This window comes from Streptomyces sp. NPDC093225 (assembly GCF_044753805.1).
Taxonomy (GTDB): domain Bacteria; phylum Actinomycetota; class Actinomycetes; order Streptomycetales; family Streptomycetaceae; genus Streptomyces.
Map to the genome: position 1 here is coordinate 274,794 of NZ_JBIVNX010000003.1, position 25,535 is coordinate 300,328.

The 25,535-nt window shown below is 72.2% G+C and carries 25 protein-coding genes, 2 tRNA genes and 1 pseudogene; 16 read left to right on the forward strand and 12 right to left on the reverse strand.

Translation table 11 applies throughout. The features are described 5' to 3' along the window. Positions 1 to 6 precede the first annotated feature (6 nt). Positions 7 to 1,419 (reverse strand): protein kinase, encoded by a 1,413-nt coding sequence (locus tag ACIQCH_RS05305; RefSeq protein ID WP_402578115.1) that lies wholly within the window; start codon positions 1,417 to 1,419, stop codon positions 7 to 9. Between the two features lie 28 nt (positions 1,420 to 1,447). Continuing rightward, a complete protein-coding gene (locus ACIQCH_RS05310) occupies positions 1,448 to 1,996 on the reverse strand; it encodes a transcriptional regulator (RefSeq protein WP_030193289.1) in 549 nt (182 codons plus the stop codon). Positions 1,997 to 2,154: 158 nt separating this feature from the next. On the opposite strand from ACIQCH_RS05310, the gene ACIQCH_RS05315 reads away from it, so the two are divergent. After that, a tRNA-Ala gene (locus tag ACIQCH_RS05315) sits at positions 2,155 to 2,227 on the forward strand. Between the two features lie 194 nt (positions 2,228 to 2,421). Then, the gene (locus ACIQCH_RS05320; protein WP_402578118.1) at positions 2,422 to 2,892 is read left to right on the forward strand and encodes a LysM peptidoglycan-binding domain-containing protein; all 471 of its coding nucleotides are present in this window, start codon (positions 2,422 to 2,424) and stop codon (positions 2,890 to 2,892) included. A gap of 130 nt (positions 2,893 to 3,022) precedes the next feature. On the opposite strand, the gene ACIQCH_RS05325 is transcribed toward ACIQCH_RS05320, so the two are convergent. Further along, positions 3,023 to 3,652, reverse strand: coding sequence for a DUF5324 family protein (locus tag ACIQCH_RS05325; protein WP_402578120.1), 630 nt, complete (start codon positions 3,650 to 3,652; stop codon positions 3,023 to 3,025). Positions 3,653 to 3,859: 207 nt separating this feature from the next. Here ACIQCH_RS05325 and ACIQCH_RS05330 point away from each other — a divergent pair, with 207 nt between their 5' ends. Beyond that, positions 3,860 to 4,402: a peptidylprolyl isomerase gene (locus tag ACIQCH_RS05330; RefSeq protein WP_402578122.1), complete on the forward strand. Its 543-nt coding sequence runs from the start codon at positions 3,860 to 3,862 to the stop codon at positions 4,400 to 4,402. Positions 4,403 to 4,448: 46 nt separating this feature from the next. After that, positions 4,449 to 5,342, forward strand: coding sequence for a rhomboid family intramembrane serine protease (locus ACIQCH_RS05335; protein WP_402578124.1), 894 nt, complete (start codon positions 4,449 to 4,451; stop codon positions 5,340 to 5,342). Positions 5,343 to 5,530: 188 nt separating this feature from the next. On the opposite strand, the gene crgA is transcribed toward ACIQCH_RS05335, so the two are convergent. Then, positions 5,531 to 5,785, reverse strand: a complete 255-nt coding sequence (gene crgA, locus ACIQCH_RS05340; RefSeq protein WP_030193281.1) for a cell division protein CrgA — start codon at positions 5,783 to 5,785, stop codon at positions 5,531 to 5,533. Between the two features lie 91 nt (positions 5,786 to 5,876). Here crgA and ACIQCH_RS05345 point away from each other — a divergent pair, with 91 nt between their 5' ends. The 6 genes and pseudogenes from ACIQCH_RS05345 to ACIQCH_RS05370 all read left to right on the forward strand — a co-directional run bounded on the left by ACIQCH_RS05345 (position 5,877) and on the right by ACIQCH_RS05370 (position 9,674). After that, positions 5,877 to 6,626, forward strand: a complete 750-nt coding sequence (locus ACIQCH_RS05345; protein WP_402578126.1) for a DUF881 domain-containing protein — start codon at positions 5,877 to 5,879, stop codon at positions 6,624 to 6,626. Further along, entirely contained in the window at positions 6,598 to 7,332 is a 735-nt protein-coding gene (locus ACIQCH_RS05350; protein ID WP_402578128.1) for a class E sortase, read from the forward strand. Before ACIQCH_RS05345 ends, ACIQCH_RS05350 begins: the two co-directional genes overlap by 29 nt. Positions 7,333 to 7,364: 32 nt before the next feature. Next, on the forward strand, positions 7,365 to 7,538 hold the full coding sequence (locus ACIQCH_RS05355) for a hypothetical protein (protein WP_402578130.1): 174 nt from the start codon (positions 7,365 to 7,367) through the stop codon (positions 7,536 to 7,538). After that, the gene (locus tag ACIQCH_RS05360) at positions 7,535 to 8,173 is read left to right on the forward strand and encodes an aminodeoxychorismate/anthranilate synthase component II (protein ID WP_402578132.1); all 639 of its coding nucleotides are present in this window, start codon (positions 7,535 to 7,537) and stop codon (positions 8,171 to 8,173) included. Before ACIQCH_RS05355 ends, ACIQCH_RS05360 begins: the two co-directional genes overlap by 4 nt. Then, positions 8,116 to 8,943 (forward strand): annotated as a pseudogene (locus ACIQCH_RS05365) (class E sortase); the annotation flags it as partial. The gene ACIQCH_RS05360 and the pseudogene ACIQCH_RS05365, both read left to right, overlap by 58 nt. A 14-nt stretch (positions 8,944 to 8,957) precedes the next feature. After that, positions 8,958 to 9,674, forward strand: a complete 717-nt coding sequence (locus tag ACIQCH_RS05370; RefSeq protein WP_402578134.1) for a class E sortase — start codon at positions 8,958 to 8,960, stop codon at positions 9,672 to 9,674. 103 nt (positions 9,675 to 9,777) lie between these two features. Here the strand turns inward: ACIQCH_RS05370 and pknB are convergent, their stop codons facing one another. From pknB to ACIQCH_RS05400, 6 genes are all read right to left on the reverse strand, one after another. Beyond that, positions 9,778 to 11,790, reverse strand: a complete 2,013-nt coding sequence (gene pknB, locus ACIQCH_RS05375; RefSeq protein WP_402578136.1) for a Stk1 family PASTA domain-containing Ser/Thr kinase — start codon at positions 11,788 to 11,790, stop codon at positions 9,778 to 9,780. A gap of 166 nt (positions 11,791 to 11,956) precedes the next feature. Next, positions 11,957 to 13,423, reverse strand: a complete 1,467-nt coding sequence (locus tag ACIQCH_RS05380) for a penicillin-binding transpeptidase domain-containing protein (RefSeq protein ID WP_402578138.1) — start codon at positions 13,421 to 13,423, stop codon at positions 11,957 to 11,959. Then, positions 13,420 to 14,844 (reverse strand): FtsW/RodA/SpoVE family cell cycle protein, encoded by a 1,425-nt coding sequence (locus tag ACIQCH_RS05385; RefSeq protein WP_402578140.1) that lies wholly within the window; start codon positions 14,842 to 14,844, stop codon positions 13,420 to 13,422. Before ACIQCH_RS05385 ends, ACIQCH_RS05380 begins: the two co-directional genes overlap by 4 nt. A 31-nt stretch (positions 14,845 to 14,875) precedes the next feature. Continuing rightward, entirely contained in the window at positions 14,876 to 16,354 is a 1,479-nt protein-coding gene (locus ACIQCH_RS05390) for a PP2C family protein-serine/threonine phosphatase (protein WP_402578142.1), read from the reverse strand. Between the two features lie 129 nt (positions 16,355 to 16,483). Continuing rightward, positions 16,484 to 16,999 (reverse strand): FHA domain-containing protein, encoded by a 516-nt coding sequence (locus tag ACIQCH_RS05395; protein ID WP_402578144.1) that lies wholly within the window; start codon positions 16,997 to 16,999, stop codon positions 16,484 to 16,486. Positions 17,000 to 17,009: 10 nt separating this feature from the next. Beyond that, the gene (locus ACIQCH_RS05400; RefSeq protein ID WP_402578146.1) at positions 17,010 to 17,855 is read right to left on the reverse strand and encodes an FhaA domain-containing protein; all 846 of its coding nucleotides are present in this window, start codon (positions 17,853 to 17,855) and stop codon (positions 17,010 to 17,012) included. A gap of 318 nt (positions 17,856 to 18,173) precedes the next feature. Here ACIQCH_RS05400 and ACIQCH_RS05405 point away from each other — a divergent pair. From ACIQCH_RS05405 to ACIQCH_RS05415, 3 genes are all read left to right on the forward strand, one after another. Beyond that, positions 18,174 to 18,256 (forward strand) — tRNA-Leu (locus ACIQCH_RS05405). Between the two features lie 153 nt (positions 18,257 to 18,409). Next, positions 18,410 to 20,140 (forward strand): sensor histidine kinase, encoded by a 1,731-nt coding sequence (locus tag ACIQCH_RS05410; RefSeq protein ID WP_402578148.1) that lies wholly within the window; start codon positions 18,410 to 18,412, stop codon positions 20,138 to 20,140. A gap of 6 nt (positions 20,141 to 20,146) precedes the next feature. Next, a complete protein-coding gene (locus ACIQCH_RS05415) occupies positions 20,147 to 20,833 on the forward strand; it encodes a response regulator (RefSeq protein WP_402578150.1) in 687 nt (228 codons plus the stop codon). Between the two features lie 56 nt (positions 20,834 to 20,889). Here the strand turns inward: ACIQCH_RS05415 and ACIQCH_RS05420 are convergent, their stop codons facing one another. Then, entirely contained in the window at positions 20,890 to 21,357 is a 468-nt protein-coding gene (locus tag ACIQCH_RS05420; protein WP_402578152.1) for a MarR family winged helix-turn-helix transcriptional regulator, read from the reverse strand. 209 nt (positions 21,358 to 21,566) lie between these two features. Between ACIQCH_RS05420 and ACIQCH_RS05425 the strand changes: the two genes are divergently transcribed. The 3 genes from ACIQCH_RS05425 (at position 21,567) to ACIQCH_RS05435 (ending at position 24,267) form a co-directional block, all read left to right on the forward strand. Next, entirely contained in the window at positions 21,567 to 22,994 is a 1,428-nt protein-coding gene (locus tag ACIQCH_RS05425; protein ID WP_402578154.1) for a DUF2252 domain-containing protein, read from the forward strand. 75 nt (positions 22,995 to 23,069) lie between these two features. Beyond that, entirely contained in the window at positions 23,070 to 23,885 is an 816-nt protein-coding gene (locus ACIQCH_RS05430; RefSeq protein ID WP_402578155.1) for a hypothetical protein, read from the forward strand. Between the two features lie 37 nt (positions 23,886 to 23,922). Then, positions 23,923 to 24,267: a rhodanese-like domain-containing protein gene (locus ACIQCH_RS05435; RefSeq protein WP_402578156.1), complete on the forward strand. Its 345-nt coding sequence runs from the start codon at positions 23,923 to 23,925 to the stop codon at positions 24,265 to 24,267. A gap of 29 nt (positions 24,268 to 24,296) precedes the next feature. On the opposite strand, the gene ACIQCH_RS05440 is transcribed toward ACIQCH_RS05435, so the two are convergent. After that, a complete protein-coding gene (locus ACIQCH_RS05440) occupies positions 24,297 to 25,430 on the reverse strand; it encodes an acyl-CoA dehydrogenase family protein (protein ID WP_402578293.1) in 1,134 nt (377 codons plus the stop codon). Positions 25,431 to 25,535: the final 105 nt, after the last annotated feature.

Consider the following 25,535-nt stretch of genomic DNA (forward strand, 5'->3'; position numbering starts at 1 on the left):
CGGGGCTCAGGTCTGGGTGAGGGCCCAGATCCCCACGGCGAAGCAGACGAGGGCCACCAGCAGCACCGGTACGGCCACCTTGGCGGGTGGGCCGGGACGGGCCGGGACGGGCTCGGGGGCCCGTGGTGCGGCGTGCCGTGGGCCCGCCAGCGGGTGTGGGGCGGTGTAGGCCAGGGTGCCGGCCGTCCGGGCCGGCGGGGCCAGGTGGAAGCTGCCCGTCTCCGACATGGCCGAGGACTCCGGCACGGCCGGCGTCTCCGGCATGGGCGTCGGCGCCGGGGGAGCGGGTGCCGGGGGTCGCGCGTAGGGGGCGGCGGCCTCGGCGGAGCCGAAGGCGGGCCCGAACCCGGGGACGGCCGGTGCGGGCGCGGCCGGCCTGGCGGTGCCGGGAGCGGGAGGAGTGCCGGGCCTCGGTGGCGGGGAGGTCGCGGTCTGCGTCGGTTCGCCGGGGTGGAAGGCGGTGCCCGTGGGGTCGGGTGATGTTTCACGTGAAACATCCACGGTCGTGACTTCGGGGCCGGGGCCGGGAACGGGAACGGCTTCCGGGCCGTCCGGGCCGAAGCCCGGGGGCAGCGGGCCCAGCTGGTCGAAGATCTCGACCGGTTCTTCGTCGGGACCGGGCTCGGGCAGCAGCTCGACCGCCGAGGCGAGCGCCTTGCGCGCCCCTGTGGCGGTCCGGAAGCGCACCGCGGGGTCGGGCTGCACGAGCGTGGCGACGACCTGCCACAGCGGCTCCGGGATGCCCTGTGGGGCGCCCGGAGTTCCATGGGTCATGAAGTGCTCCACCAGCCCCTGTGCGTCGGGCTTCTGGCCCTGGAGCAGGTAGAGGGCGACCAGGCCGACGGCGAACAGGTCGGCGGGGAAGTCGGGCTCCGCTCCCATGAGTTGCTCGGGTGCGAAATAACCCGGCGTCCCGACGACGTAGTTGGTCTCCGTCAGCCGGGGCTCGCCCTTGCGCATGGAGATGCCGAAGTCGGACAGCCGCAGGTGCGGACGGCCCGTCCCGGTCGCCTCCAGAAGGATGTTGGCGGGCTTGATGTCGCGGTGCACGACGCCTTCGGCGTGCACCGCCTGGAGCCCGGAGAGCAGCTGGTCGAGGAGCGTGCAGACGAACGAGGGGGGCAAGGGGCCGTAGTCGCCGATGACATGGGCCATGGATCCGCCGCTCACCAGGTCCATGGTGAACAGCACCTTGTCGTCGTCCGCCGCCCAACTGGCCGGAGCCAGCACGTGGGGGTGGTCGATGCGCAGCGCCTGCTCGCGCACGAAGCGCAGCAGGGTGTGGGCGTCGCTCTGCTGGAGAACCTTGGCGGCCACGTACCGCTTCCGGCGCCGGTCCCAGGCGCGCCAGACGGCTCCGACTCCCCCGCGTCCGATCGGATCGATCAGCTCGTACCGACCGGCGAACACCTCACCCATCGTGCTGCGCCCGCTCCCCCCTCTGGTGTCAGCCCTGGTGCGCCTCGTAGTGGGCGACCGCGTCGGCGGTGCGGCCGGCGCCGTAGACCCGGAGGAACTCTGCCAGTTCCGGATGGGTCGGTGCGAGGGAGTCCGCCGCATCGATGATGTCGCCGGCCGCGGCGACCGAGCGCAGCAGCGACTGGATCTCGCGGACCACGCGGCGCACGGTCGGGGCACCCGAACTCGTGGTCGTCTGCGCGGTGTTGCTCAGGACGGAACCCCCCTGGGTCTTGCGGATCTCGTCCATGCGGTCCGTGGCCTCCACGGCGCTCACGCTGCCGTCGGCGACCAGCCCGGCCAGCTCCTGGAGGGCCTGGACGCGCTGGACCACGGCCGGGTTGCCGATCTTCGCGCGCTGTCCGCTCATGAGCTGGGACAGCATGGGCGCCGACAGGCCGAGCACGGCAGCAAGGCGGGCCTGGTTCAGACCGAGGTCATCTATGAGTCGGCGGAAGAGCGCGCCGAGGGGCTCTCCGTACCAACTCCGCTGAAGCTCTCTGGCTCTGGCCGTGGCCTCTTGCTGTACTGCGTCCACTACTACTCCCCTTCGCTGGTGCGAACCTCGCGAGCATCTTACGGAGCGTGGTCGCCCGGGGGGAGTCCCCATCATTTTGCGGGATACAGGGGGAGACCCGGTACTCTGGTCTGCGGACGTGGCCGAGGCGTGATCTCGATCGGTCCGATCCGTTTCGCGGGGCCTTAGCTCAGTTGGTAGAGCGCTGTCTTTGCATGGCAGATGTCAGGGGTTCGACTCCCCTAGGCTCCACATCAAGACCCCGTCCGACCTGCGGAAACGCAAGTCGGACGGGGTCTTTTCACGTGCCTGGCCGACCGCGCCGGCGCGCCGCCGGCACCGCAGTGGCGGACGTGGGCCTTCCGTGTTCGTGGGCTCGCGTCCCGGGGTCGACGGGCGCACAGTGGAGGCAGGGGGGCTCCACCCATGCCCGGAGGCGTAGTGCGATGGGAATCTTCGACTTCCTCAAACACGACAAGAAGCATCCGCCCGAGTCGGCCGAGAAGGCCGGGGAACAGCTCCAGCAGCAGATGCCGGCCGCGGACCGACCATCGGCTTCCGGTCCCGCTCCGTCGCGGTACGCCGACATGTCCGGCCGGGCGCCGAAGGAGGCGGCCGAGCGCATGACCGCCGAGGCCCCGCCCATGCCCGCCGCCCCGCCGCGACCCACCGCCCCGCCGGTGGCGCCCACCCCGCCCGCCGCCACCGCCGCCACGGGCACCGCCGCGCCCGCGGCCGCACCGGTCGCGACGAAGCGGACGTACATCGTCCGGGCCGGTGACTCCCTCGCCGGGATCGCCCGGTCCCAGCTCGGCAACGAGGCCCGTTGGCGCGAGCTGTACGCCACGAACCGCGGGGTGATCGGCACCAACCCCGAGATGATCCACCCCGGGATGGTCCTGACCCTCCCGAACTGACCCTCCCGAACCGACCTGCCCGAACCGACCCGCCCGACCGAACCGCAGACCGGGGCCCGGATCCTCCATCGGATCCGGGCCCCGGTGTTCGTGCGGTCCCCGGGCGGGGGACGGCGGGCGGGCGGTTCGGCTAGACCACGTCGGCGGGGCCGCCGTCGGCCACCTCGGTGGCCGCGGGCGGCTCGACCAGCCAGTCCGGGTTCGACTGCTGGTCCCACCACTTCCACAGGGCGAAGGCGCCGCCGAGGAACAGGCCGACCAGCGCGGCGGCCTTGAGCGCCTTGCCGCACTTGGCCCGCCGCTCGTGCCGGCGCACCAGGTGCTCGATCTCCTCGACGGTGACCTGCCCCTTCAGCGCCGCCACGGCCGCCGCCGACCGGGACGCGGCCTCGGCGGCGATCGGCTTGCTCGCGGCGACCGCGGCGTCGATGCGCGGGCCGGTGTAGTCGGCGGCCTGGCGGGCGGCGGTGCGGGCCTGCGCGTAGGCCTTGGTCGCGGCCGTGTCCACCCTCGGCGGGACGTGGGTGCGGGCCTTCGTGAGCTGGGGGTGCAGGTGGGTGTCGTAGGCACTGCGCGCGTACCGGCTCGCTTCGGCGGCCGCGTACGAGGCCTTCGGCGCGAGCCGCTCGTTGGCCTCCTGGGCGTACTGCACGGCGGCGTCCCGGGCGTTCTGTGCGTACGGCGCCACCACTTCCGCGGCGTGCCGCGCGCTCTCCCTGGCCGAACTCCCGGCGGCGCGCACGCTGTCCATGCGGGTCACGTGATCCTCCTCATCGGTGGCGGACGGTGGCAGACACGGTTCACCTTTCCACCCTTTACCGGATCATGCCTGTCAAACCGCCCGCGGGCATGCGGCGACAGGCATCCGGGTGGCCGAACCCGGGCTTTATCCACCCCTTGGCCCGACCGTGCGAGGATCGACGACGTCAGTGCGGACCCATGCTGGACATGCTGGAAGGCGGATTTCGTGGCCGAGAAGCTCTACGCCACCCTCAAGACCACCCACGGCGACATCGAAATCGAGCTGTTCCCGTTCCTCGCGCCGAAGACGGTCCGGAACTTCACGGAGCTCGCCGAGGGCACGCGGGAGTGGACCCACCCCGAGACCGGCGAGCGGACCACCGCCCCGCTGTACGACGGCACCGTCTTCCACCGGGTGATCAGCGGTTTCATGATCCAGGGCGGCGACCCGCTCGGGAACGGCACCGGCGGCCCGGGCTACACCTTCGCCGACGAGTTCCACCCCGACCTGCACTTCGCCAAGCCGTACCTGCTGGCCATGGCCAACGCCGGCCCGGGCACCAACGGCTCGCAGTTCTTCATCACGGTCGCCCCGACGGCGTGGCTGACGCGCAAGCACACGATCTTCGGCGAGGTCGTGGACGAGCCGAGCCGCAAGGTCGTCGACGCCATCGCCGGCACCGCGACCAACCCGCGCACCGAGCGCCCGCTGGAGGACGTCGTCATCCAGTCCGTGGTGATCGAGAAGCGGGACGTCAAGAAGGCCTGACGGCCTACCGGGAGAACGAAGGATCCGCGAGGGGGATCGAGGACCGATGGACACCCAGCGCCTGCCGGGCTGCTACCGCCACCCGGACCGTCAGACGGGCATCCGCTGCACCCGCTGCGAGCGCCCGATCTGCCCGGACTGCATGGTCGACGCGTCCGTGGGCTTCCAGTGCCCCGAGTGCGTCCGCACCGGTTCGGGCACCGGCCACGCCCCGGCCGCCAACCAGCCGCGCACGGTCGGGGGCGGCGCCGTCGTGGCCGGCGACCCGGCGCTGGTGACCAAGATCCTGATCGGGATCAACGTCGCGGTGTTCGTGGCGGTCCTCGCCACCGGCGGGGCCACCGTGCACAACGAGCTCGTCAACCGCCTGGCGATGCTCGGCCAGGCCCGGGAGCAGCTCGGCCCGCTGGCCTACGGCCCCTTGGAAGGCGTCGCGACGGGTGAGTGGTACCGGCTGCTGACCTCGATGTTCCTGCACGAGGAGATCTGGCACATCGGGTTCAACATGCTGAGCCTGTGGTTCCTCGGCCCGTCGTTGGAGGCCGCCCTGGGGAGGGCCCGCTACCTGGCCCTCTACCTGGTCTCGGGCCTGGCCGGCAGCGCGCTGGTGTACCTGCTCGCCGAGCCGAACGTGCAGACCCTCGGCGCCTCCGGTGCCATCTACGGGTTGTTCGGCGCGACCGCCGTCCTCATGCGCCGGATGCGCTACGACATGCGGCCCGTCATCGCCCTGCTGGTGATCAACCTGGTGATCACCTTCGGCTGGTCCGGGATCTCCTGGCAGGCGCACGTCGGTGGTCTCGTCGCCGGTGTCCTGATCGCCATCGGGATGGTGCACGCGCCCCGTGAGCACCGCTCGCTGGTGCAGTGGGGAACCTGTGGACTGGTGCTCGCGGCCGTGGTCGTGGCCGTGCTCCTGAGGACCGCCGCGCTCACCTGAGCGGGACTTGTCCACAGTCCGTGTCGGATCTTGTGCACCATGTGGAAACGTGTGGAGAAAGCAAGAAGACCCAGGTCGGCGGCCGGATCAATCACACCGGCGTCAACCTGGGTCCAGGTTATCCACAGATCTTCTGTCTTTTCCTCAGGTGTGGATAGCGCTGTGGATAACTCTCCGGAGAGCTTGACTTACTTCCACTGGGTGGATACGCCGAAGCCCGCCGCGATGAAGCCGAAGCCGACCACGATGTTCCAGTTGCCCAGCACCTCGATCGGCAGCCGGGTGTCGGTCACGTAGAAGGTGACGATCCACGCCAGACCGATCAGGAACATGGCCAGCATGACCGGTGCCACCCAGCCGCGGCTGCCCAGCTTGATGGTCTGTGCCTGCTTCACCGGCGGCGGCGTGAAATCGGCCTTCTTGCGGATACGTGACTTCGGCACGAGGGTCTCTCCTGTCGATGCGCTGGGGACGAGCCTCCCCCGGGCGTCCGTTAGCGTAGTGGCAAAGGGGGCGCTGAAGGAGAAGGGTACGTTGAGCGATTCCGTGGGCCGCAGGCCGGTCCGGCTGCTCACCGCGGCCGTGTTCGCCCTGGCCGGGCTGATCTTCGTGACCAGCTTCAACACCTCCAAGGGTACGAACATCCGCACCGACACCTCCCTGCTCAAGCTGTCCGACCTCATCCACGAGCGCAGCCAGGACAACGCCGACCTCGAGGAGAGCACCGGCGCCGTCCGCAAGCAGGTCGACGCCCTCGCCGAGCGCGACGACGGCAGCACCACCGCCGAGGACATCAAGCTCCAGGCCCTCCAGAAGGCCGCCGGCACCGAGCCGCTGACCGGCCAGGCCGTCACCGTCACGCTCAACGACGCCCCGCCCGGCGCCACCGCCCGCATCCCCAACGTCCCCGAGCCCCAGCCCAACGACCTGGTCATCCACCAGCAGGACCTCCAGGCCGTCGTGAACGCCCTGTGGCAGGGCGGCGCCCGCGGCATCCGCGTCATGGACCAGCGGCTGATCTCCACCAGCGCCGTGCGCTGCGTCGGCAACACCCTGATCCTCCAGGGCCGGGTCTACTCGCCCCCCTACAAGGTCACCGCGGTCGGCGACGTCGGCGCCCTGCGGCGCGCCCTGACCGCCTCCCCGGCGATCCAGAACTACCAGCTGTACGTCAACGCCTACGGGCTCGGCTGGAAGGTCGAGGACCACAAGGTCCTGACTCTGCCCGGGTATTCGGGCACAGTGGACCTCCACTATGCGAAGCCCGTGGAGCAAGCGGAGTAGTGGCGACGTCCTGCGGCTGACCGTCCGCACCCTCAGCGAGCTGTGCCTGACGGCCGGCACCCTGATCCTGCTCTTCGTCGCCTACGTCGTCCTCTGGACCGGGGTGAAGGCCGACCGGGCCATGGACGGCGAGATCGAGCGCCTGCGGGGCCGCTGGCAGGCCGCCGCCGCGGCCCCCGCCGCCGGCCGGTCCGGCGCCGCCGGAGCCCCCGCGCGGGCCGCCGGGACCCGGGCCGGCGGGACCGCGTACGAGCCGGGCCGGGCCTTCGCCGAGATGTGGATCCCGCGCCTGGGCGCCGACTGGCACAAGCCCGTCCTCGAAGGCACCGGGACCGGGGTCCTCAAGAAGGGACTGGGCCACTACGCCCGCAGCGCCCCGCTGGGCGGGGCCGGCAACTTCGCCGTCGCCGGGCACCGGCGCACCTACGGCGACCCCTTCAAGGACTTCCCCCTGCTGCGCCCCGGCGACCGGGTCCTGATCCACGACGGGGCGACCTGGTACACGTACACGATCCGGAACCAACCGCTGCGCACCGTGCCCACCGACACCGCCGTCCTCGACCCGGTCCCCCGCCGGTCCGGATTCACCGCGCCCGGCCGCTACCTGACCCTCACCACCTGCGACCCGGAGTGGGGCCACAGCCACCGTCTCATCGTCTGGGCGGAACTGACCGAGACCCGGTCCGCGGGCCACCCCAGCCCGTAGTCTGGTGCGGTACACGGAACGGAAGGGACGGCATGTACGGCTGGATCTGGCGCCATCTGCCGGGCAACGCGTGGGTTCGTGCGCTGATCTGCCTCGTCCTCGCGCTCGCCGTGGTCTTCGTGCTGTTCCAGTACGTCTTCCCGTGGGCCGAGCCGCTCCTTCCGTTCAACGATGTGACCGTCGACGAAGGATCGGGAACCCGGTGAGCGCGCGCATTCTGGTCGTGGACAACTACGACAGCTTCGTATTCAACCTGGTCCAGTACCTGTACCAGCTGGGCGCGGAGTGCGAGGTGCTGCGCAACGACGAGGTCGAGCTCGCCCACGCGCAGGACGGCTTCGACGGCGTGCTGCTCTCCCCCGGCCCGGGCACCCCCGAGGAGGCCGGCGTCTGCGTCGACATGGTCCGCCACTGCGCCGCCACCGGGGTCCCCGTCTTCGGCGTCTGCCTCGGCATGCAGTCCATGGCCGTCGCGTACGGCGGCGTCGTCGACCGCGCCCCCGAGCTGCTGCACGGCAAGACCTCCCCGGTCGTCCACGAGGGCCTGGGCGTCTTCCGCGGCCTGCCGTCCCCCTTCACGGCCACCCGCTACCACTCGCTGGCCGCCGAGCCGGCCGCCCTGCCGGACGTCCTGGAGGTCACCGCCCGCACCGAGGACGGGATCATCATGGGCCTGCGCCACCGCGAACACCGCGTGGAGGGCGTGCAGTTCCACCCCGAGTCCGTGCTCACCGAGTGGGGCCACCGCATGCTCGCCAACTGGCTCACCGACTGCGGTGACGCCGGCGCCGTCGAGCGGTCCGCGGGACTGGCCCCGGTGGTGGGCAAGGCCGTCGCGTGACGGCCGTCGCGCCGCCCGTGCCCACCGGGGGCCGGGCCGCGCGGCGCAGGGCCGCACAGGAGGCCGCGAGGCGGGCGCGGCGCAGGCGCCGCGGCGGCCCCCTGGTGATCGCGAGCCGTGCGGTCGGGGAGCTCTTCATCACCCTCGGCGTGCTGATGCTGCTCTTCGTCACCTACCAGCTCTGGTACACCAACGTGCGCGCCGACCGGATCACCGACGGCGCCACCCGCCACCTCAAGCGGGACTGGAACGCGGGCCCGGGGGCCGCCCCCGCACCCACCGCCTTCGAACCCGGCCAGGGCTTCGCGATCATGTACATCCCGAAGCTGGACGTGGTGGTGCCCATCGCCCAGGGCATCGGCAAGCAGACGGTCCTGGACCGGGGCATGGTCGGGCACTACTCCGAGGGCGCGCTGAAGACCGCGATGCCCTCGGACGCACAGGGCAACTTCGCGGTGGCGGGCCACCGCAACACCCACGGCGAACCGTTCCGCTACATCAACCGGCTGGTGCCGGGCGACCCGATCGTGGTCGAGACGCGCGACGCCTACTACACGTACGAGACCACCGGCGCCCTGCCGCAGACCTCGCCGGCCAACGTCGCGGTCCTCAAGCCCGTGCCGGAGGGCTCCGGCTTCACCGGGCCGGGCCGGTACATCACGCTGACGACCTGCACCCCCGAGTTCACCAGCACCTACCGGATGATCGTCTGGGGCAGGATGGTCGACGAGCGGCCGCGCAGCAAGGGCGTCCCGCCGGCACTGGGGTAGAGGAGGGACCCACCTTGTCACGAGGCCGCGGCGCACGCCGCCCAGGGCCGCGCAGGAGCCTGCTGGCCGGGGCCCTGAGCCTGCTCGGGGAGCTGCTGATCACCACGGGCCTGGTGCTCGCCCTGTTCGTCGTCTACTCGCTGTGGTGGACGAACGTCCTCGCCGACCGCTCCGCCGCCGAGCGCGGCGACCAGGTCCGCCGGGCCTGGCGCAGCGCCCCGCCCGCGGGCGCGCCCGGCGCCCTCGACACCAGGGACGGCATCGGCTTCCTGCACGTGCCCGCGATGGACGACGGCGAGGTGCTGGTCAAGCGCGGCACCTCGGCGGACGTGCTCGACGACGGCGTGGCCGGCTACTACACCGACCCGGTCAGGTCCGCGCTCCCCTGGGACCGTACGGGCAACTTCTCGCTCGCCGCGCACCGCGACGGGCACGGCGCCAAGTTCCACAACATCCACAAGCTGCGGGACGGCGACCCGATCGTCTTCGAGACGCGGGACACCTGGTACGTCTACCGGGTCTTCGCCGAGCTGGCGCAGACCTCGCGGTACGACACCGGCGTCCTGGCCCCCGTACCGCGCGCGTCGGGCCGTACCGCGCCCGGCCGGTACGTCACGCTGACCACCTGCACGCCGATGTACACGTCGAAGTACCGCTACGTCGTGTGGGGCCAGCTGGTGCGGACCGAGCGGGTGGACGCGCGGCGCACGCCCCCGGCCGAACTGCGCTGACGCCCCCCGCCGTCGGACCGCACGCGCCGCCACGAACGACGCTCCCCGCCGGACCGGGTGGTCCGACGGGGAGCGTCGGTGTTCGTTCCGTGGCGGGGCCGGGTCAGCCGAAGATGCCCGAGATCGTGCCGCCGTTGTTGTTGCCGCCCTGCTGGCCGCCCTGGTTCTGGCCGCCGGCCGTGGTGACCACGTTGACGGCGCTGCCCGGGGCGAGCTTCTGGCCGGCGTCCGGCTGGCTGAGGACGATCACCGCGGCGTCGTCCGTCGGACCGGTGATCTGGCCCAGGACGAGCTGCCGCTCGGCGAGCAGCTGGCGCGCCTCGCCCACCGTCCTGCCGGCCAGTCGCGGCACCCGGACCTCCTGGCCGGCCTTGGCGACCGTCACGTTGACCGTGGAGTCGGGGGCCACCGAGTCACCCGGGTTCAGGCTCTGGGTGACGATCGTGCCGGCCGTGTTGGTCGAGTCGACCTCTTCGGTCGACCCCAGCTGCAGACCGGCTTCCTGGAGCAGCTGCTTGGCCTCGTCCGGGGTCTTGCCGACCAGGTTCGGAACGGTGACCTTGTCGGCCTCCTTGGCCACGGTCAGCGTGATCTTCGAGCCGGCCTCGACGGAGGAGTCGCCCTTCGGGTCCTGGGAGAGGACGGTGCCGGGCTTGCGCTCGTCGTTGACCTCGTTGTTCCGCTCGACCTGGAAGCCCTTGTCGGTGAGCTGCTTCTCGGCCGCCTCGAAGGAGACGCCCGTGACGTCCGGCACGAGGACCTTCGGCGCACCGGTGGAGATGACGACCCTGATGGTGTCGCCCTTCTTCAGCTCGGTCTCCTTGGCCGGGTCCTGGCTGCAGACCAGGTTCTTGGCCTGGTCCTTGCAGGGCTCTTCCTTGTCCTTGACGACCTTCAGCCCGACGTTGTCGCCGCTGGTGATCGCCTCCTGGAGGGTCTTGCCCACCAGGCTCGGCGCGCTGACGGTGTCGTTCGACGTGCCGTTGACCAGCGTGCGGCCGATCAGGATCGCGCCGACCAGCACCAGGACGGCCGCGACCACCAGCAGGATCGTCGAGACGTTCGACTTCTTCTGCGGGCGGCGCCGGGCCGGGCCGCGGTCGTCGTACCCGTGCGGGTCGTAGCCGCCGTCGCCCGGGGGCATCGGCGGCATCATCGTGGTGTGGCCCTGGTCGGCCGACCGCAGGGCCGCGGTGGGCTGGTCCGGGTAGCCGTAGCCGTTGTTGTCGTAGCCGCCGTAGCCGACCGCGCCCAGGGCGGCGGTGGCCGCCACCGGCTGGCCCTCCAGGCACGCCTCGATGTCGGCCCGCATCTCGTCGGCCGACTGGTAGCGGTAGTCGGGGTCCTTGACCAGGGCCCGCAGGACGATGGCGTCCATCTCGGGCGTGATCTCGGGGTCGAAGTTGCTCGGCGGCTGGGGCTCCTCGCGCACGTGCTGGTACGCGACGGCCACCGGGGAGTCGCCGACGAACGGGGGCCGCACCGTCAGCAGCTCGTACAGCAGGCAGCCGGTGGAGTACAGGTCGGACCGGGCGTCGACGGTCTCGCCCTTGGCCTGCTCCGGGGAGAGGTACTGGGCGGTGCCGATCACGGCCGCGGTCTGCGTCATGGTCATGCCGGAGTCGCCCATCGCGCGGGCGATGCCGAAGTCCATGACCTTGACCTGGCCGGTGCGCGTCAGCATGACGTTCGCCGGCTTGATGTCGCGGTGCACGATGCCCGCGCGGTGCGAGTACTCCAGCGCCTGGAGGATCCCGACGGTCATCTCCAGCGTGCGCTCGGGCAGCAGCTTGCGGCCGGAGTGCAGCAGTTCGCGCAGGGTGGAGCCGTCGACGTACTCCATCACGATGTACGGGATGGAGATGTTGTCGACGTAGTCCTCGCCGGTGTCGTAGACCGCGACGATGGCCGGGTGGTTGAGCGAGGCGGCGGACTGTGCCTCCCGGCGGAACCGGGCCTGGAAGGACGGGTCGCGGGCCAGGTCGGCGCGCAGCGTCTTCACGGCCACGGTCCGGCCGAGCCTGGTGTCATGGGCGAGATACACCTCGGCCATGCCACCACGGCCGAGCACCGAGCCCAGCTCGTACCGGCCGCCGAGGCGACGCGGCTCTTCCATAGCTACTACCAGCCCTCTCCGTCAGTCCCGACCGCACCCGTGTGTGGTCCGGCGGTGTGCTGTTCGGGCAAAGGCTACCGGCCCGGGCCGGGTCTGGATCGCCCTGCGGCATCCTGATACCCGACCGGTACCGTCCTCACCAGACTTGCCCAGTAGGTGACTTTCGTCACCCCTGGCTCTTGAGTACCGCCTCCATGACGTCCCTGGCGATCGGACCGGCCAGGCCGCCACCCGTGATGTCCTCGCGGTCGACCGACGCACCGGCGTCCTCGACGACCACGGCGACCGCGACCGGGGAGCCCTTGTCCGTCTTGGCGTACGAGATGAACCAGGCGTACGGCCGCTTCGAGTTGCGCTCGCCGTGCTGCGCGGTACCCGTCTTGCCGCCGACCGAGACGCCGTCGATCTTGGCGACCTTGCCGGTGCCGTTCTCGACGACGGAGACCATCATGTCCTGGAGCTTCTGGGCGTTCTCCGGGGACAGCGGCCGGCTCATCTCCTCCGGCTCGGTCTTCTCCAGGACGTCCAGGTTCGGCGCGGTCAGCTCGTCGACCATGTACGGCTTCATCAGCTTGCCGTCGTTCGCCACGGCGGCCGCGACCATCGCCATCTGCAGCGGGGTGGCGGCGGTGTTGTACTGGCCGATCGCGGAGAGCGAGTTGCTCGGCCGGTCCATCTCCTTGTCGTAGACGCTCGCGTAGGCGCGGACCGGGGTGTCGATCTTGCCGTTGTTGAAGCCGAACTTCTCCGCGGTCTCCAGCATCTTGTCGCGGCCCACCTTGTCGGCCACGTTCGCGAACACGGAGTTGCAGGAGATCTCCAGCGCGTGCTTCAGGCTGGCCTTCTCGCACCCGTGGGCGTGGTTGACCATGGGCGTGCGCGTGGTGGGCAGGTTGAACGGCTCGGGGGTGTCCGTCGGGGCCTCGACGTCGGTGATGACGCCGTGCTCCAGGGCTGCCGCCGAGGTGACCACCTTGAACGTCGAACCGGGCGGGTAGGTCTCGCGCAGGGCGCGGTTGACCAGCGCCTTCTCCTTGCCGTCCTTCAGCTCCACCCACGCCTTCTCGTCCTTCTTCGAGTTGCCCGCGAAGGAGGAGGGGTCGTACGAGGGGGTGCTGACCAGGGCCAGGATCGCGCCCGTGCGCGGGTCGATGGCCGCGACCGCGCCGGTCTTCTTGCCCAGGCCCTTGTAGGCGGCCACCTGCGCGGCCCGGTTCAGGGTCGTGCGGACGTTGCCGCCGGCCTTCTTCTCACCCGTGAACATCCCGATCGTCCGGTCGAAGAACAGCCGGTCGTCGTTGCCGGTGAGGATGCCGTCCTCCAGCGACTCCAGCTGCGTGGAGCCGAAGGCCTGGGAGGCGAAGCCGGTGACGGGGGCCCACATCGGGCCGTCGACGTAGGTGCGCTTGTACTTGTAGTCGCTGCCGTCGGTGACGGCCGAGCCGGTGATCGCCTTGTCGCCGACGATGATGTTGCCGCGCTCGGAGGCGTACTGGGCGATCTGGACCCGGCGGTTCTCCTTGCGGGTGGCGAGCTCCTCGGCCTGGACGTACTGCAGCCAGTTGGCGCGCAGCAGCAGCGTGAGGATCAGCAGCCCGCAGAAGATCGCGATGCGGCGGAGGGGCTTGTTCACGAGGGCCGCACCACCTGGGTCAGCTCGGAGTCGGTCGAGGAGGCCGGCATCGGGGCCGGCCGGCGGGCGGTGTCGCTGATGCGGATCAGGATGCCGATCAGGGCCCAGTTCGCGATGACCGAGGAGCCGCCGGAGGCCAGGAACGGCATGGTCATACCGGTCAGCGGGATCAGGCCCATGACGCCGCCGGCCACGACGAAGATCTGGATCGCGAAGGCACCCGTCAGGCCGATCGCGAAGAGCTTGCCGAAGGGGTCGCGCGAGGCCAGGGCGGTGCGCGCGCCCCGCTCGACGATCAGCGCGTACAGCATCAGGAACGCCATCACACCGGCGAGCCCGAGCTCCTCGCCGACGGTGGTGAAGATGAAGTCGGAGTTGGCGGCGAACAGGATCAGGTCCGAGTGGCCCTGGCCCCAGCCGGTGCCCAGCACGCCGCCCGAGCCGAAGGACATCAGGGCGTTGCCGACCTGCTCGCAGGCGCCGGACGTCTTGAAGCAGGAGAAGGGGTCGAGGAAGGCGTTGACGCGCGCCCCGACGTGGGAGGAGAAGTTGGCCACGGCCACCGCACCGCCGGCCGACATCAGCAGGCCGATGACGATCCAGCTGGTCCGCTCGGTGGCCACGTAGAGCATGACCACGAACATGCCGAAGAACAGCAGCGAGGTACCGAGGTCGGTCTCGAAGATCAGGATGAGCAGGCTCATCGCCCAGATCATCAGGATCGGGCCCAGGTCGCGGCCGCGCGGCAGGTAGAGGCCCATGAAGCGGCGGCTGGCCAGGGCGAGCGCGTCCCGCTTCACCATCAGGTAGCCGGCGAAGAACACCGCGATGACGATCTTCGCGAACTCACCGGGCTGGATGGAGAAGCCGCCCACCGAGATCCAGATCTTGGCGCCGAAGACGTCCGCTCCCAGACCCGGGACCATCGGCAGGATCAGCAGCACCAGCGCCACGGCCATCGAGATGTACGTGAACCGCTGCAGCGTGCGGTGGTCCTTCATGATCAGCAGCACGCCGACGAACAGCGTGATGCCGATCGCCGTGAAGAAGAGCTGGTTGGGCGCGGCGGGGGAGAACGCGCCCCAGGACCGCTTGGCGAGGTTCTGCAGCCGCTCGGACTGGTCCAGGCGCCAGATCAGCACCAGGCCCAGGCCGTTGAGCAGCGTGGCCAGCGGCAGCAGCAGCGGGTCGGCGTACTTCGCGTAGCGGCGCACCACGACGTGCGCGATGCCCGCCAGGAGGCCGAGGCCCAGGCCGTACGCGATCATGCCGGGCGGCAGCTTGCCGTGGATGGCCAGCCCCGCGTTGGCGTAGGCGAAGATCGGGATGGCCACGGCGAGGCCGAGGAGCACGAGCTCGGTGTTGCGCCGGCTCGGCAGCTCGATGGCCCCGATGGTGGTCGTGTTGGTGACAACGCTCATGGTGTGGCAGGCCCCCTGCGCCCGCTTGGCTCTACTGCTTGCCGCACTGGTCGACCAGCTTCTGCTCTTCCTCGGTGAAGGTGGGACCGGGGGTCGGCGCGGGCGTCTTCTGGGTCTGCGTGCCGCTGCCGGTGGTGGCGGCCGGCGGCTTGGTGGTCTTCTCGGCCTTGTCGCGCTCCTCGGCCTTGCGGCACGCGGAGGCCTGCACGGCCAGACCCTCGATCTTCGCGACGGCCTTGGCGCGGTCGCCCTCGTTGATCGTGGCCTCGACCTGCTTGCGCTTGAAGTCCGGCAGGTACTTGAGTTCGATCTCGGGGTGGTCCTTGTCGACCTTCGAGAGCTTGATCCAGGCCAGGTCCTGGCTGATGCCCCGGTACAGCGCCACGTGGTCGTCCTTGACGCCCACGTAGTACTGCGTCTGGGTCCAGCGCCAGCCGCCGTAGAGGCCGCCGCCGACCACGCCGAGCGCCAGCAGCAGGAAGAAGGACCTCTTGAGCCACTTCCGGCCGCCCCGGCGGGGCTTGAACTCGTCCTCGTAGCCGTCGGCGTCGCCGTACTCGCCGAAGGAGCCGTACTGCTCCGGCGGCGCGCCGTAGGCGGGCGCCTCGCCCGACCCGGGCGGGCCGAAGTGGCCCGGGGCCGGCGGGGGCGCCTGGCGGCCGAGGCCGGCGGCACGGCCGGCCGGGGTCTGCATGGCGCCGCCGTCGAAGAGGTGGTGCGGCTTCTCGGCCACCGCGCCGACCACGACCGGGCTGTCGTTGAACTGGGCGGCCAGGGTGTCGCCGCTGTCGTTGTCCAGGACGTCCGCGACGATGCAGGTGATGTTGTCGGGGCCGCCGCCGCGCAGGGCGAGCTGGATCAGTTCCCCGACGGTCTCCTGCGGGCCGTGGTAGCCCGCGAGGGTCTCCTCCAGGGTCTGGTGGGAGACGACGCCGGACAGGCCGTCGGAGCACACCAGGTACCGGTCGCCGGCCCGCACCTCGCGGATGGAGAGGTCGGGCTCGACGTGGTCGCCGCTGCCCAGCGCGCGCATCAGCAGGGAGCGCTGCGGGTGGGTGGTGGCCTCCTCCTCGGTGATGCGGCCCTCGTCGACGAGCCGCTGCACCCAGGTGTGGTCCTGCGTGATCTGGGTCAGCACGCCGTCGCGCAGCAGGTACGCGCGGCTGTCGCCGACGTGCACCAGGCCGAGCCGCTGGCCCGTCCACAGGAGCGCGGTGAGCGTGGTGCCCATGCCCTCCAGCTGCGGGTCCTCCTCGACCATGACGCGCAGCTGGTCGTTGGCGCGCTGCACGGCCACACCGAGCTGGGTCAGGATGTCGGAGCCGGGGATGTCGTCGTCGAGCTGGACGAGGGTGGAGATCACCTCGGAGCTGGCGACCTCACCGGCGGCCTGGCCGCCCATGCCGTCGGCGATGGCGAGCAGGCGCGGGCCGGCGTAACCGGAGTCCTCGTTGCCCTCGCGGATCATGCCCTTGTGCGATCCGGCGGCGAACCGCAGAGAAAGACTCATGCGCACCTCGCCCGTCGGCTCCGGGTACAACCGGTCTCGAGCCACTCTGCCCACCCTCCGGTCGGGAGCGCGCTCGGGTCCGCTTCGGGGACCGCCGCGGCTCGCTCGCTCCGCTCGCTCATTGTCGTACTACTTCCGCAGCTCGATGACGGTCTTGCCGATGCGGATCGGGGCACCCAGCGGGATGGGTGTCGCGACGGTGAGCCGGGCCCGGTCGAGGTACGTGCCGTTGGTGGACCCCAGGTCCTCGACGATCCAGTTGCCGTCTCGGTCGGGGTAGATCCGCGCGTGCCGGCTCGACGCGTAGTCGTCGTCCAGCACGATCGTCGAGTCGTGGGCGCGGCCCAGGGTAATGGTCTGGCCCTGCAGCGCGACCGTGGTGCCGGTGAGGGTGCCCTCGGAGACGACCAGCTTGGTGGGCCCTCCGCGGCGCTGGCGCTGCTGCGGGGGCTGCGGCCGGCCGCCACCGCCGGCAGCGGCCTGCGCCTGGGCGCGCGCCTCGGCGCCGCCGCCGCGGCGCGCACCGCGCTGCGTGACGCGCGTACCGAACAGGTCGCTCCTGATGACCTGGACGGCCACGATCACGAACAGCCACAGAACGGCCAGGAAACCCAACCGCATGACCGTCAGGGTCAGCTCTGACATTGCCCCCGCTTCACCCTTCGGCTTGCCGGTAAATGATGGTGGTGCTGCCCACGACGATCCGCGAGCCGTCGCGGAGCGTAGCGCGGGTGGTGTGCTGCCCGTCCACCACGATGCCGTTGGTGGACCCGAGATCCTGGATCGTCGAGGGCGTTCCGGTCCGGATCTCGCAGTGCCGGCGCGAGACGCCGGGGTCGTCGATCCGCACGTCGGCTTCGGTGCTGCGGCCCAGCACCAGCGTCGGGCGGGAGATCTGGTGGCGGGTGCCGTTGATCTCGATCCAGCGGCGGACCTGGCCGCCGCCGGTCGCGGGCGCCGGACCGCCGCCGGGCCCGGGCCGCCGTGGCGTCGCGCCCGGGGGCGGCGACGCCGGCATGGGAGGGGCGCCGGCCGGCGGGTAGCCGTAGCCGCCCTGGGCGGGGCCGGCGGGGGCGCCGCCGCGCGGGTCCCCGTGGCCGGTCCGGCCCTGGTCGGCCTGGGAGGTGCTCGACGCGAGGGTGCGGCTGCGGACCCGGTACAGGCCGGTGTCCAGGTCGTCGGCCTTCTCGAGGTGGACCTTGATGGGGCCCATGAAGCTGTAGCGCTGCTGCTTGGCGTAGTCGCGGACGAGGCCCGCGAGCTCGTCGCCGAGCTGGCCGGAGTACGGGCTCAGGCGCTCGTAGTCGCCCGCGCTGAGCTCCACGATGAAGTCGTTGGGGACGACGGTCCGCTCGCGGTTCCAGATGGTGGCGTTGTTGTCGCACTCGCGCTGCAGCGCGCCAGCGATCTCGACCGGCTGGACCTCGGACTTGAACACCTTGGCGAAGGTGCCGTTCACCAGACCTTCGAGTCGCTGCTCGAACCGCTTCAGAACTCCCATCGGGCACCTCCTCCGTCGCTGTCGCCCTGTACTGCTTACTGATCGTATCCACGCGTAGGGAAATCGGCTGGTTCCCCTTGGCCGCCCCGCAGATGAGTGTCAGTCCTCACAAGGGATCGTAGAGGGGGGCCGGGGACAGTGTCCCGCACCCGGGACCGACGGTGGGGACGGACCGTGGGGACGGACCTCCGGGGAGGGTCCCCCGGCGGCCGATCCGGGTCCCGGGGAAAGCGATGTGATTCCACCCCGTCCGACGTGCTAATGTTCCGATGTCGCCAGGGGAACGGCCCGAAAGGGAAAGACCTCAGGTAGCTACTCGGGCGAGTGGCGGAACGGCAGACGCGCTGGCTTCAGGTGCCAGTGTCCTTCGGGACGTGGGGGTTCAAATCCCCCCTCGCCCACAGTGGGAAACCCCCCGGACTCCGGTCTGGGGGGTTTCTTCGTGTGCGCTGCGTGCACGGCGCGCAAGTGCGGGTGTCCGGGGCGACTTTCGTCGGACGGGGCGAGACGAAAGAGAGCGGCCGCCGGCCGGGGCGGGCTCCTAGGGTCGGGGCGTGGATGTGAAGTCGAAGCTCCGGGACGGCGGGACCTGGCTGAAGGGGGCCGAGCCCTGGTCACGGCGCCGGACCGCGGGCGAGTGCGTGCTGGCGGGCGTACTGGTGCTGCTGGCCGCCGGTCTGGAGGACCTGACCGGCTCCTCGTGGCAGCGGCAGCTCGCGGTGGCCGCGGGTGTGGCATTGCTCTCGTTGCTGCGGCGACGGCTGCCCGCCGCCGTGCTGGTGGTCTCGGCGGCCCTCGGTGCGGTCGTGGTCGGCATGGGGCCGGTGACCATCGTGGCGGGCTGGTCCGCGGGCCGCCGGATCGTCGGGGTGGGGCGGGCGCTGGCCGCGTTCACGCTGGCGTACGTGCTGGGCGTCGCGATCGCGATCGTCAACGAGTGGTCGGAGCAGCGGCCGTTGCTGCTGGTGCTCTTCTCCACGCTGCTCTACCTCGCGACCGTGGTGATCCCCGGTCTCACCAGCCGGTACTGGGCCCAGCGCCGGACCCTGCTGCACGCCCTCCAGGAGCGCAACGTGCAGCTGCTGCGCGAGCGCGAGATGGTCGCCGGCCAGGCGCGGCTGCGCGAACGGCAGCGGATCGCCCAGGACATGCACGACAGCCTCGGCCACCAGCTCGCCCTGATCTCCGTCCACACGGGGGCGCTGGAGGTCGACCCCGAGCTGACGGATCGTCAGCGAGAGGCGGTCGGCGTGCTGCGCGGGGCCTCCGTGGCCGCCATGCACGAACTGCGCGAGGTGGTCGGGATCCTGCGCGACGGCGTCGAGGCGCCGCCGCAGGACGAGGTGCAGGCGGCCGCGCGCGGGGTGGCGGGCATCGCGGGTGTGGTCGAGGCGGCCCGGGCCGCCGGTACGGACGTGGCCCTGACCTCCTCGGGGGCGGCCCGGCCGCTGGCGTCGGCCTGCGACCACGCCGCGTACCGGATCGTGCAGGAGGCGCTGACGAACGCGTACAAGCACGCGCCGGGCGCCGCCATCGCGGTCGAGCTGCGGTACGAGGACGACTCCCTGGTCGTGGAGATCGCCAACGGCCCGGCGGCCGGGCCGACGCCCGGCGACGTGGTCAGCGGCGGGCAGGGGCTGACGGGCCTGCGCGAGCGGGCCCGGCTGGTCGGCGGCATGGTGCACGCCGGGGCCACGGAGGGCGGGGGCTTCCGGGTCGCGGGCGTGCTGCCGTACGGGACGGAGCAGGCGGGGGCGTACGCGGCGGACGCGGCCGGGGTGCGGGACCCCTGGGCGGTGCGCCCCGGGGTGGTGGCGGGAGCCGCCGACGACTTCGGGCAGCAGGCCTCCGGGGTGCTCGTCAAGGGCGCGCCCATGGACTGGGCCGCCGTGGACCGCGAGCTGGGGCGCCGCGGGCGCTTCCGCGGGGTGGCGCTGGGCTGCGGGATCATGGTGGCGGCGCTGGTGCTGCTGGTCGTCGCGGCGGTCGTCTCGATGATGTTCCTGATGGGGTCGGTCTCCAAGGGGATGGCCGACCGGGAGGCGTACGACTCGGTGCGCGTGGGCGAGGCCGAGTCGGACGTACGCGCGAGGCTGCCCAGCGGCGACACGGTGCTGACGTCCGGCCTCGGCAAGAGCGGGCCGCCGCGGCCCGCCGGGGCGTCGTGCCTGGTCCTCATGTCGTCGGAGGGCGCGGGCGGCCTGACCGACGCGGAGCCGGTGTTCCGGTTCTGCTTCAAGGACGGCAAGCTGATCGAGAAGCAGTCCTACGAGGTCAAGCGGTAGGTGGACGTGAGTCAGGGGAGCCAGGGCGGTCGCGGGGTGCGCGTGCTCATCGCCGACGACGAGCCGCTGATCCGGGCCGGGATCAGGATGATCCTCACCTCCGACCCGGGCATCGAGGTGGTCGCGGAGGCGGCGAACGGCCGCGAGGCCGTGGAGCTGGCCCGGGCCCACGTGCCGGACGTGGTGCTGCTCGACATCCAGATGCCGGTCATGGACGGGCTGACGGCGCTCGGCGAGCTGCGCCGCGCCGTGCCGGCCGCCCGGTCGCTGGTCCTGACGACCTTCGGGGAGAAGGACAACGTGCTGCGGGCGCTGGGCGAGGGCGGGGCCGGGTTCCTGCTCAAGGACTCGGCGCCGGCGGAGCTGATCGGCGCCGTGCGGGCGGCGGCGGCCGGGGACGCGTACCTCTCGCCGGCCGCGACGCGGCACGTGGTGGACCAGCTCGCCGCCGGCGGCGGCGCGGGGCGGGTCGCGGCGCGCGGCGAGGACGCCCGGCGGCGGGTGGCGGAGCTGAGCGAGCGCGAGCGCGGGGTGCTGGCGCTGCTGGGCGAGGGGCTGTCGAACGCGGACGCGGGGCGGCGGCTGCACATGAGCGAGGCGACCGTGAAGACGTACGTGAGCCGGATCCTGGCGAAGCTGGGGTGCGAGAACCGGGTGCAGGCGGCGCTGCTGGCGCGGGACGCCGGGCTGTAGGTCCGCACGGCCGCGGCCGCGGCGGCCCGCGGGACGCCGGGGCGTGGGGCGGCCGGTCAGGCGTCGTTGTAGCGCAGCAGGTAGCCGGCGAAGCGCTCCAGGTCCTCGGCCGGCCAGTCGGCGAGGCGTTCCTCGTAGGCGTCCCGGCGGCGCCGGTGCGCGGCGGCCAGCAGCTCGGTGCCGGCCGGGGTGGGGTGCAGCACCAGGACCCGGTGGTCGTCCGGGGAGGTGCGGCGCTCGACGAGGCCGAGCCCGAGCAGGGAGGCCAGCTGCCGGCTGACCGTCGACTTGTCGAGCAGGTAGTGGGCGGCCAGGTCGGAGGCGCTGCAGCCCTGCTGCTCCTCGATGTGCGCCAGCAGGGTGTACGAGACCAGCGGCAGCTCGGGGTGGAGGCGCTGGGCGGCCGCCCGGGCGCGCCGGGCGAAGGCGGTGAGCTCGCGCTCGATGACTTCGACGGTGTCGGGGGCGGTCGGCCCGGCCGGGTCGGCCGGCTCGGCCGCCCGGGGGCCGTGGTCCTGGCTCATGAGTTGCAGAATACAACTTCTTCGTCGGGCGGGGTGGCGGGGCGGACGGCGGGGCCTGCGCCCGCCCGCGGCGCTGGCCAGGGGTTTTCCACAGGACGGGAGTTGTCCACAGGGGGGAGACGCGGTGGTCGGGCGGCGGTACGGTCTGTCGCGGTTGATGTTGGTGCGCGCCCTGGGGGCGGGCCCGTGGGACAGGCGGGGGACCGGTGATGGACGAGCAGTACGAGGGATCCGGCGGGGCGACCGGCGGACCGGAGCGGATTCCGGCGGTGGCCGGGTTCGGCGTGCGGGCGGCGCAGGGTTCGCCGCGGGCGCAGGGCAGGGCGCTGCGGGAGCGGGTGCCGCGGTCGGCGCACGCGGAGCTGCTGCCGGTGGCGGACCGGCCCGACGCGGTGCGCGCGGTGGAGGAGTCCAACCGCGGACGGGTCCCGGAGCTGACGCCGATACGGGTCGGGCGGATGGCCGCCTCCCCGTTCGCCTTCCTGCGCGGCGCCGCCGGGCTGATGGCGCACGACCTGGAGGGGGCTCCGGTCACCGGAGTGGGCGCGCAGATCTGCGGTGACGCGCACGCGGCGAACTTCGGCCTGTACGGGGACGCCCGCGGCAGCCTGGTGATCGACCTCAACGACTTCGACGAGACCGTGTACGGCCCGTGGGAGTGGGACCTGAAGCGGCTGGCGGCCTCCCTGGTGCTGGCCGGCCGGGTGGCGGGCGCCGGCGAGGACGCCTGCCGGGCGGCCGCCGTGGACGCGGTGGGCGCCTACCGGCGCACGATGCGGCTGCTGGCGAAGCTGCCGGCGCTGGACTCGTGGAACGCGATCGCGGACGAGGAGCTGGTCTCGCACACCGACGCCCGCGACCTGCTGGGCACGCTGGAGCGGGTGGCCGAGAAGGCCCGCAACAACACCAGCGCCCGGTTCGCGGCCAAGGCCACGGAGCCGGCGCCCGAGGGCGGCCGCCGGTTCGTCGACGCGCTGCCGGTGCTGCGCCGGGTCGGGGACGCGGAGGCGGCCGCGGTGGCGGCCTCCCTCGGCGCGTACGTGGAGACCCTGGGCCCGGACCGGCTGCCGCTGCTGGCCCGGTACGCGATCCACGACGTGGCCTTCCGCGTGGTCGGCACCGGCAGCGTGGGCACCCGCTCCTACGTGGTGCTGCTGCTCGACCACCGCGGGGAGCCGCTGGTGCTCCAGGTGAAGGAGGCCAGGCCCTCGGTGCTGATACCGCACCTGCGGGCGGTGGGCTTCGAGACCGGCCCCGTGGACCACGAGGGGCACCGGGTGGTGGCCGGGCAGAAGCGGATGCAGGTGGTCAGCGACATCCTGCTGGGCTGGACGACGGTGGAGGGCCGGCCCTATCAGGTGCGCCAGTTCCGCAACCGCAAGGGCAGCGTGGACCCGGCCGCGCTCACCGCGGACCAGCTGGACGACTACGGCCGCATGACGGGCGCCCTGCTGGCCCGCGCGCACGCCCACAGTGCCGACCCGCGGGTCATCGCGGGGTACTGCGGGAAGAACGACGAGCTGGACGAGGCGATCGGCACCTTCGCCGTGGCCTACGCGGACCGCACCGAGGCGGACCACGCCGACCTGGTCACCGCGATCCGTACGGGTCGCACGGCCGCCGAGGAGGGTGTCTGAGCACGTGGCGGGGGCGAAGTGTGAGGGTTGCCGCAGGACGGTGGTGAAGGCGCCGCCGGGCCGTAGGCTGGCCGGGTGAGCCAGGAAGAAGCAGGGCAGCCCACGCCCGAGGACAGCGAGCGGCCGGAGGCGCGGCTGGCACGCGCCGTGCGTGCCGCCGAGCAGGCGCTGATCGAGTTCGAGATCGCGGTGGAGACCTTCCGGGTGGAGGTCGAGAACTTCTCCCGGCTGCACCACCAGAAGCTCGGCCCGATGTACTCGCGGCTCGACGAGCTCGACGCGCAGATCGCCGAGGCCACGGCCGCCAGGACCGGGGACCCGGAGGACCTGCGCCGGGCGCGGGACCTGCGGGCGCTGGTGATGCCCATGCCGGGCGTGGAGGAGCTGTTCCACGACTGGCTCGGCCCGGACGGGCTCTCGGACGCGGCCGGGGCGATGCTCACCGAGCAGCCGGTGCGCCCGCCGGAGCGGGTGCGGCCCACCGAGGAGGTGCGCAAGCTGTACCGCGAGCTGGTCCGGCAGGCGCACCCCGACCTGGCCCAGGACGAGCCGGAGCGGCAGCGCCGGGACGCGTTCATCGCCCGGGTCAACGCCGCCTACGGGCGCGGGGACGCGGACGAGCTGCGCACCCTGTCCAGCGAGTGGGCGGCCGGGCCGGCGCCCGCGGAGCCGGTGCTGTCGGAGAGCGAGGAGCTCTACGCCCGGCTGGAGTGGCTGGCCCAGCGCAAGGAGCTGCTCACCGCGGTGGCCGGCGAGCTGGAGGAGAGCGCCATCGGCGCGATGCTCCGCATGGCGCCCGACGACCCGGACGCCCTCCTCAACGAGATCGCCGAGCAGCTGCTGGCCCAGGTCGCCGCGCGTGAGGCCGAGCTGGCCGCCCTGGTCGGCTAACTTCAGACGTTTCAACGGCAGTGAGAGAAGAATCGCTATGAACTTTGGTCCGCTTCCTTCGGTGGACGTCGCCGGTGTGCCGACCGACGGGCTGGTCCTGGACGTCCGCGAGGACGACGAGTGGACGGCCGGTCACGTCGAGGGCGCGCTGCACGTCCCGATGAGCGAGTTCGTCGCCCGCTTCGGTGAGGTCACCGAGGCCGTCGAGGACGGCCGTCGGGCGTACGTCATGTGCCGGGTCGGCGGCCGCTCCGCCCAGGTGACCCAGTACCTGCTCCAGCAGGGGATCGACGCGGTGAACGTCGACGGCGGCATGCTCGCCTGGAACGCCGCCGGCCGCCCCATGGCCGCCGACACGGGTACCGACGCCTACGTGCTCTGACGGGCGCCCCGCACCGCCGCGCTCCGCGGTCAGGTGAGGGGGTGGGCGGCCAGGAGGTCGCCGAGGGCCTCCTCGTGGGCGGCGGCCGGGCCGAGCGAGAGTTCCAGGTGCTTGGCCCATGCGTGGAAACGGTGCAGGGGGTAGTCGGTGTCCGCGCCGAAGCCGCCGTGCAGGTGCTGGGCGGTCTGGACGACCCGGCGCACGCCGTCGGAGGCCCAGATCTTGGCGACCGCGACGTCGCCCGCGGCCGGCAGCGGTCCGCCCGTGCCGGCGGTGTCGAGCCGCCAGGCGGCCTGCCAGAGGGTGACCTCCATGGCGCGCAGGTCGATGTAGCGGTCGGCGGCCTGCACGGCCACCGCCTGGAACGTGGCCACCGGGTGCCCGAACTGCTCCCGCTTGCCGGTGTACGCGCTGGTCATGGCGAGGACGCCGGTGCCGAGGCCCAGGGCCAGGGCGCAGGTGCCGGTGGCGAGCAGCAGGTGCAGGCCCGCCCAGGCCTCGGGCGCCTCGATCAGGTGTGTGGCAGGGACGCGGACGCCGTCCAGCCGGAGCTCCGCCAGGCGTTCGCCGTTCGTGGAGTACTGCTCCGCCAGGTGCAGGCCTTCGGCGCCGCGGGGGACGAGGGCGATCACCGCGTCGCCCCCGCCGGTGTGCGCCGGGACGGCGATGTGGTCCGCGGTGTGGGCCCAGGGGACGGCGGTCTGGACGCCGTCCAGCAGCCAGTCGGAGCCGTCGCGGCGGGCGGTGACGGCGAGTTCGGCCGGATCGTGCCCGGTGCGGCCCTGGGCGGCGACGGTGAGCACCAGCCCGCCGCGGCCGGCCCGCGGCAGCAGCTCGGTCAGCTCGGGGCTCCCGTACCGCTGGAGGGTCACCGCGGTGGCGCAGTGCTCCAGCAGCGGCACCCGGGCCAGTACCTTCGCCGACTCCCGCAGCACCAGGCACAGCGCGACCGTGTCGAGCCCGGCGCCGCCGTGCTCGGGGGCGAGCAGCAGGCTCAGCAGGTCGGAGGCGGCGAGCTGCGCCCACAGCACGCGGTCGAAGTCGTCGGCCACGGCCCCCGGAGTGAGCGCGGGGCTGGGCACCGCGTCGGGGGCCACGTCGGCGAAGACGGCCCGGGCCGCCTCGACGGCGGCCTGCTGCTCCTCGGTGAAGGTGAAGTCCATGGTCTTCCCGTCCTCCCGACGCCCGGTGTCGCGATGTTCGGCCGCGCCGGCGCGGCGTTCCGCCACCGCTGGTGCTCCGCCGCGCACAAGAACAGAACCTGTTCT

Excerpts from the sequence above, each read along its gene's own strand:
- ACIQCH_RS05305 (WP_402578115.1), bottom strand. The coding sequence starts at position 1,419 with ATGGGTGAGGTGTTCGCCGGTCGGTACGAGCTGATCGATCCGATCGGA.
- ACIQCH_RS05320 (WP_402578118.1), top strand. The coding sequence starts at position 2,422 with ATGGGAATCTTCGACTTCCTCAAACACGACAAGAAGCATCCGCCCGAG.
- ACIQCH_RS05335 (WP_402578124.1), top strand. The coding sequence starts at position 4,449 with ATGGACACCCAGCGCCTGCCGGGCTGCTACCGCCACCCGGACCGTCAG.
- ACIQCH_RS05350 (WP_402578128.1), top strand. The coding sequence starts at position 6,598 with ATGCGAAGCCCGTGGAGCAAGCGGAGTAGTGGCGACGTCCTGCGGCTG.
- ACIQCH_RS05355 (WP_402578130.1), top strand. The coding sequence starts at position 7,365 with ATGTACGGCTGGATCTGGCGCCATCTGCCGGGCAACGCGTGGGTTCGT.
- pknB (WP_402578136.1), bottom strand. The coding sequence starts at position 11,790 with ATGGAAGAGCCGCGTCGCCTCGGCGGCCGGTACGAGCTGGGCTCGGTG.
- ACIQCH_RS05385 (WP_402578140.1), bottom strand. The coding sequence starts at position 14,844 with ATGAGCGTTGTCACCAACACGACCACCATCGGGGCCATCGAGCTGCCG.
- ACIQCH_RS05390 (WP_402578142.1), bottom strand. The coding sequence starts at position 16,354 with ATGAGTCTTTCTCTGCGGTTCGCCGCCGGATCGCACAAGGGCATGATC.
- ACIQCH_RS05395 (WP_402578144.1), bottom strand. The coding sequence starts at position 16,999 with ATGTCAGAGCTGACCCTGACGGTCATGCGGTTGGGTTTCCTGGCCGTT.
- ACIQCH_RS05400 (WP_402578146.1), bottom strand. The coding sequence starts at position 17,855 with ATGGGAGTTCTGAAGCGGTTCGAGCAGCGACTCGAAGGTCTGGTGAAC.
- ACIQCH_RS05420 (WP_402578152.1), bottom strand. The coding sequence starts at position 21,357 with ATGAGCCAGGACCACGGCCCCCGGGCGGCCGAGCCGGCCGACCCGGCC.
- ACIQCH_RS05425 (WP_402578154.1), top strand. The coding sequence starts at position 21,567 with ATGGACGAGCAGTACGAGGGATCCGGCGGGGCGACCGGCGGACCGGAG.
- ACIQCH_RS05435 (WP_402578156.1), top strand. The coding sequence starts at position 23,923 with ATGAACTTTGGTCCGCTTCCTTCGGTGGACGTCGCCGGTGTGCCGACC.
- ACIQCH_RS05440 (WP_402578293.1), bottom strand. The coding sequence starts at position 25,430 with ATGGACTTCACCTTCACCGAGGAGCAGCAGGCCGCCGTCGAGGCGGCC.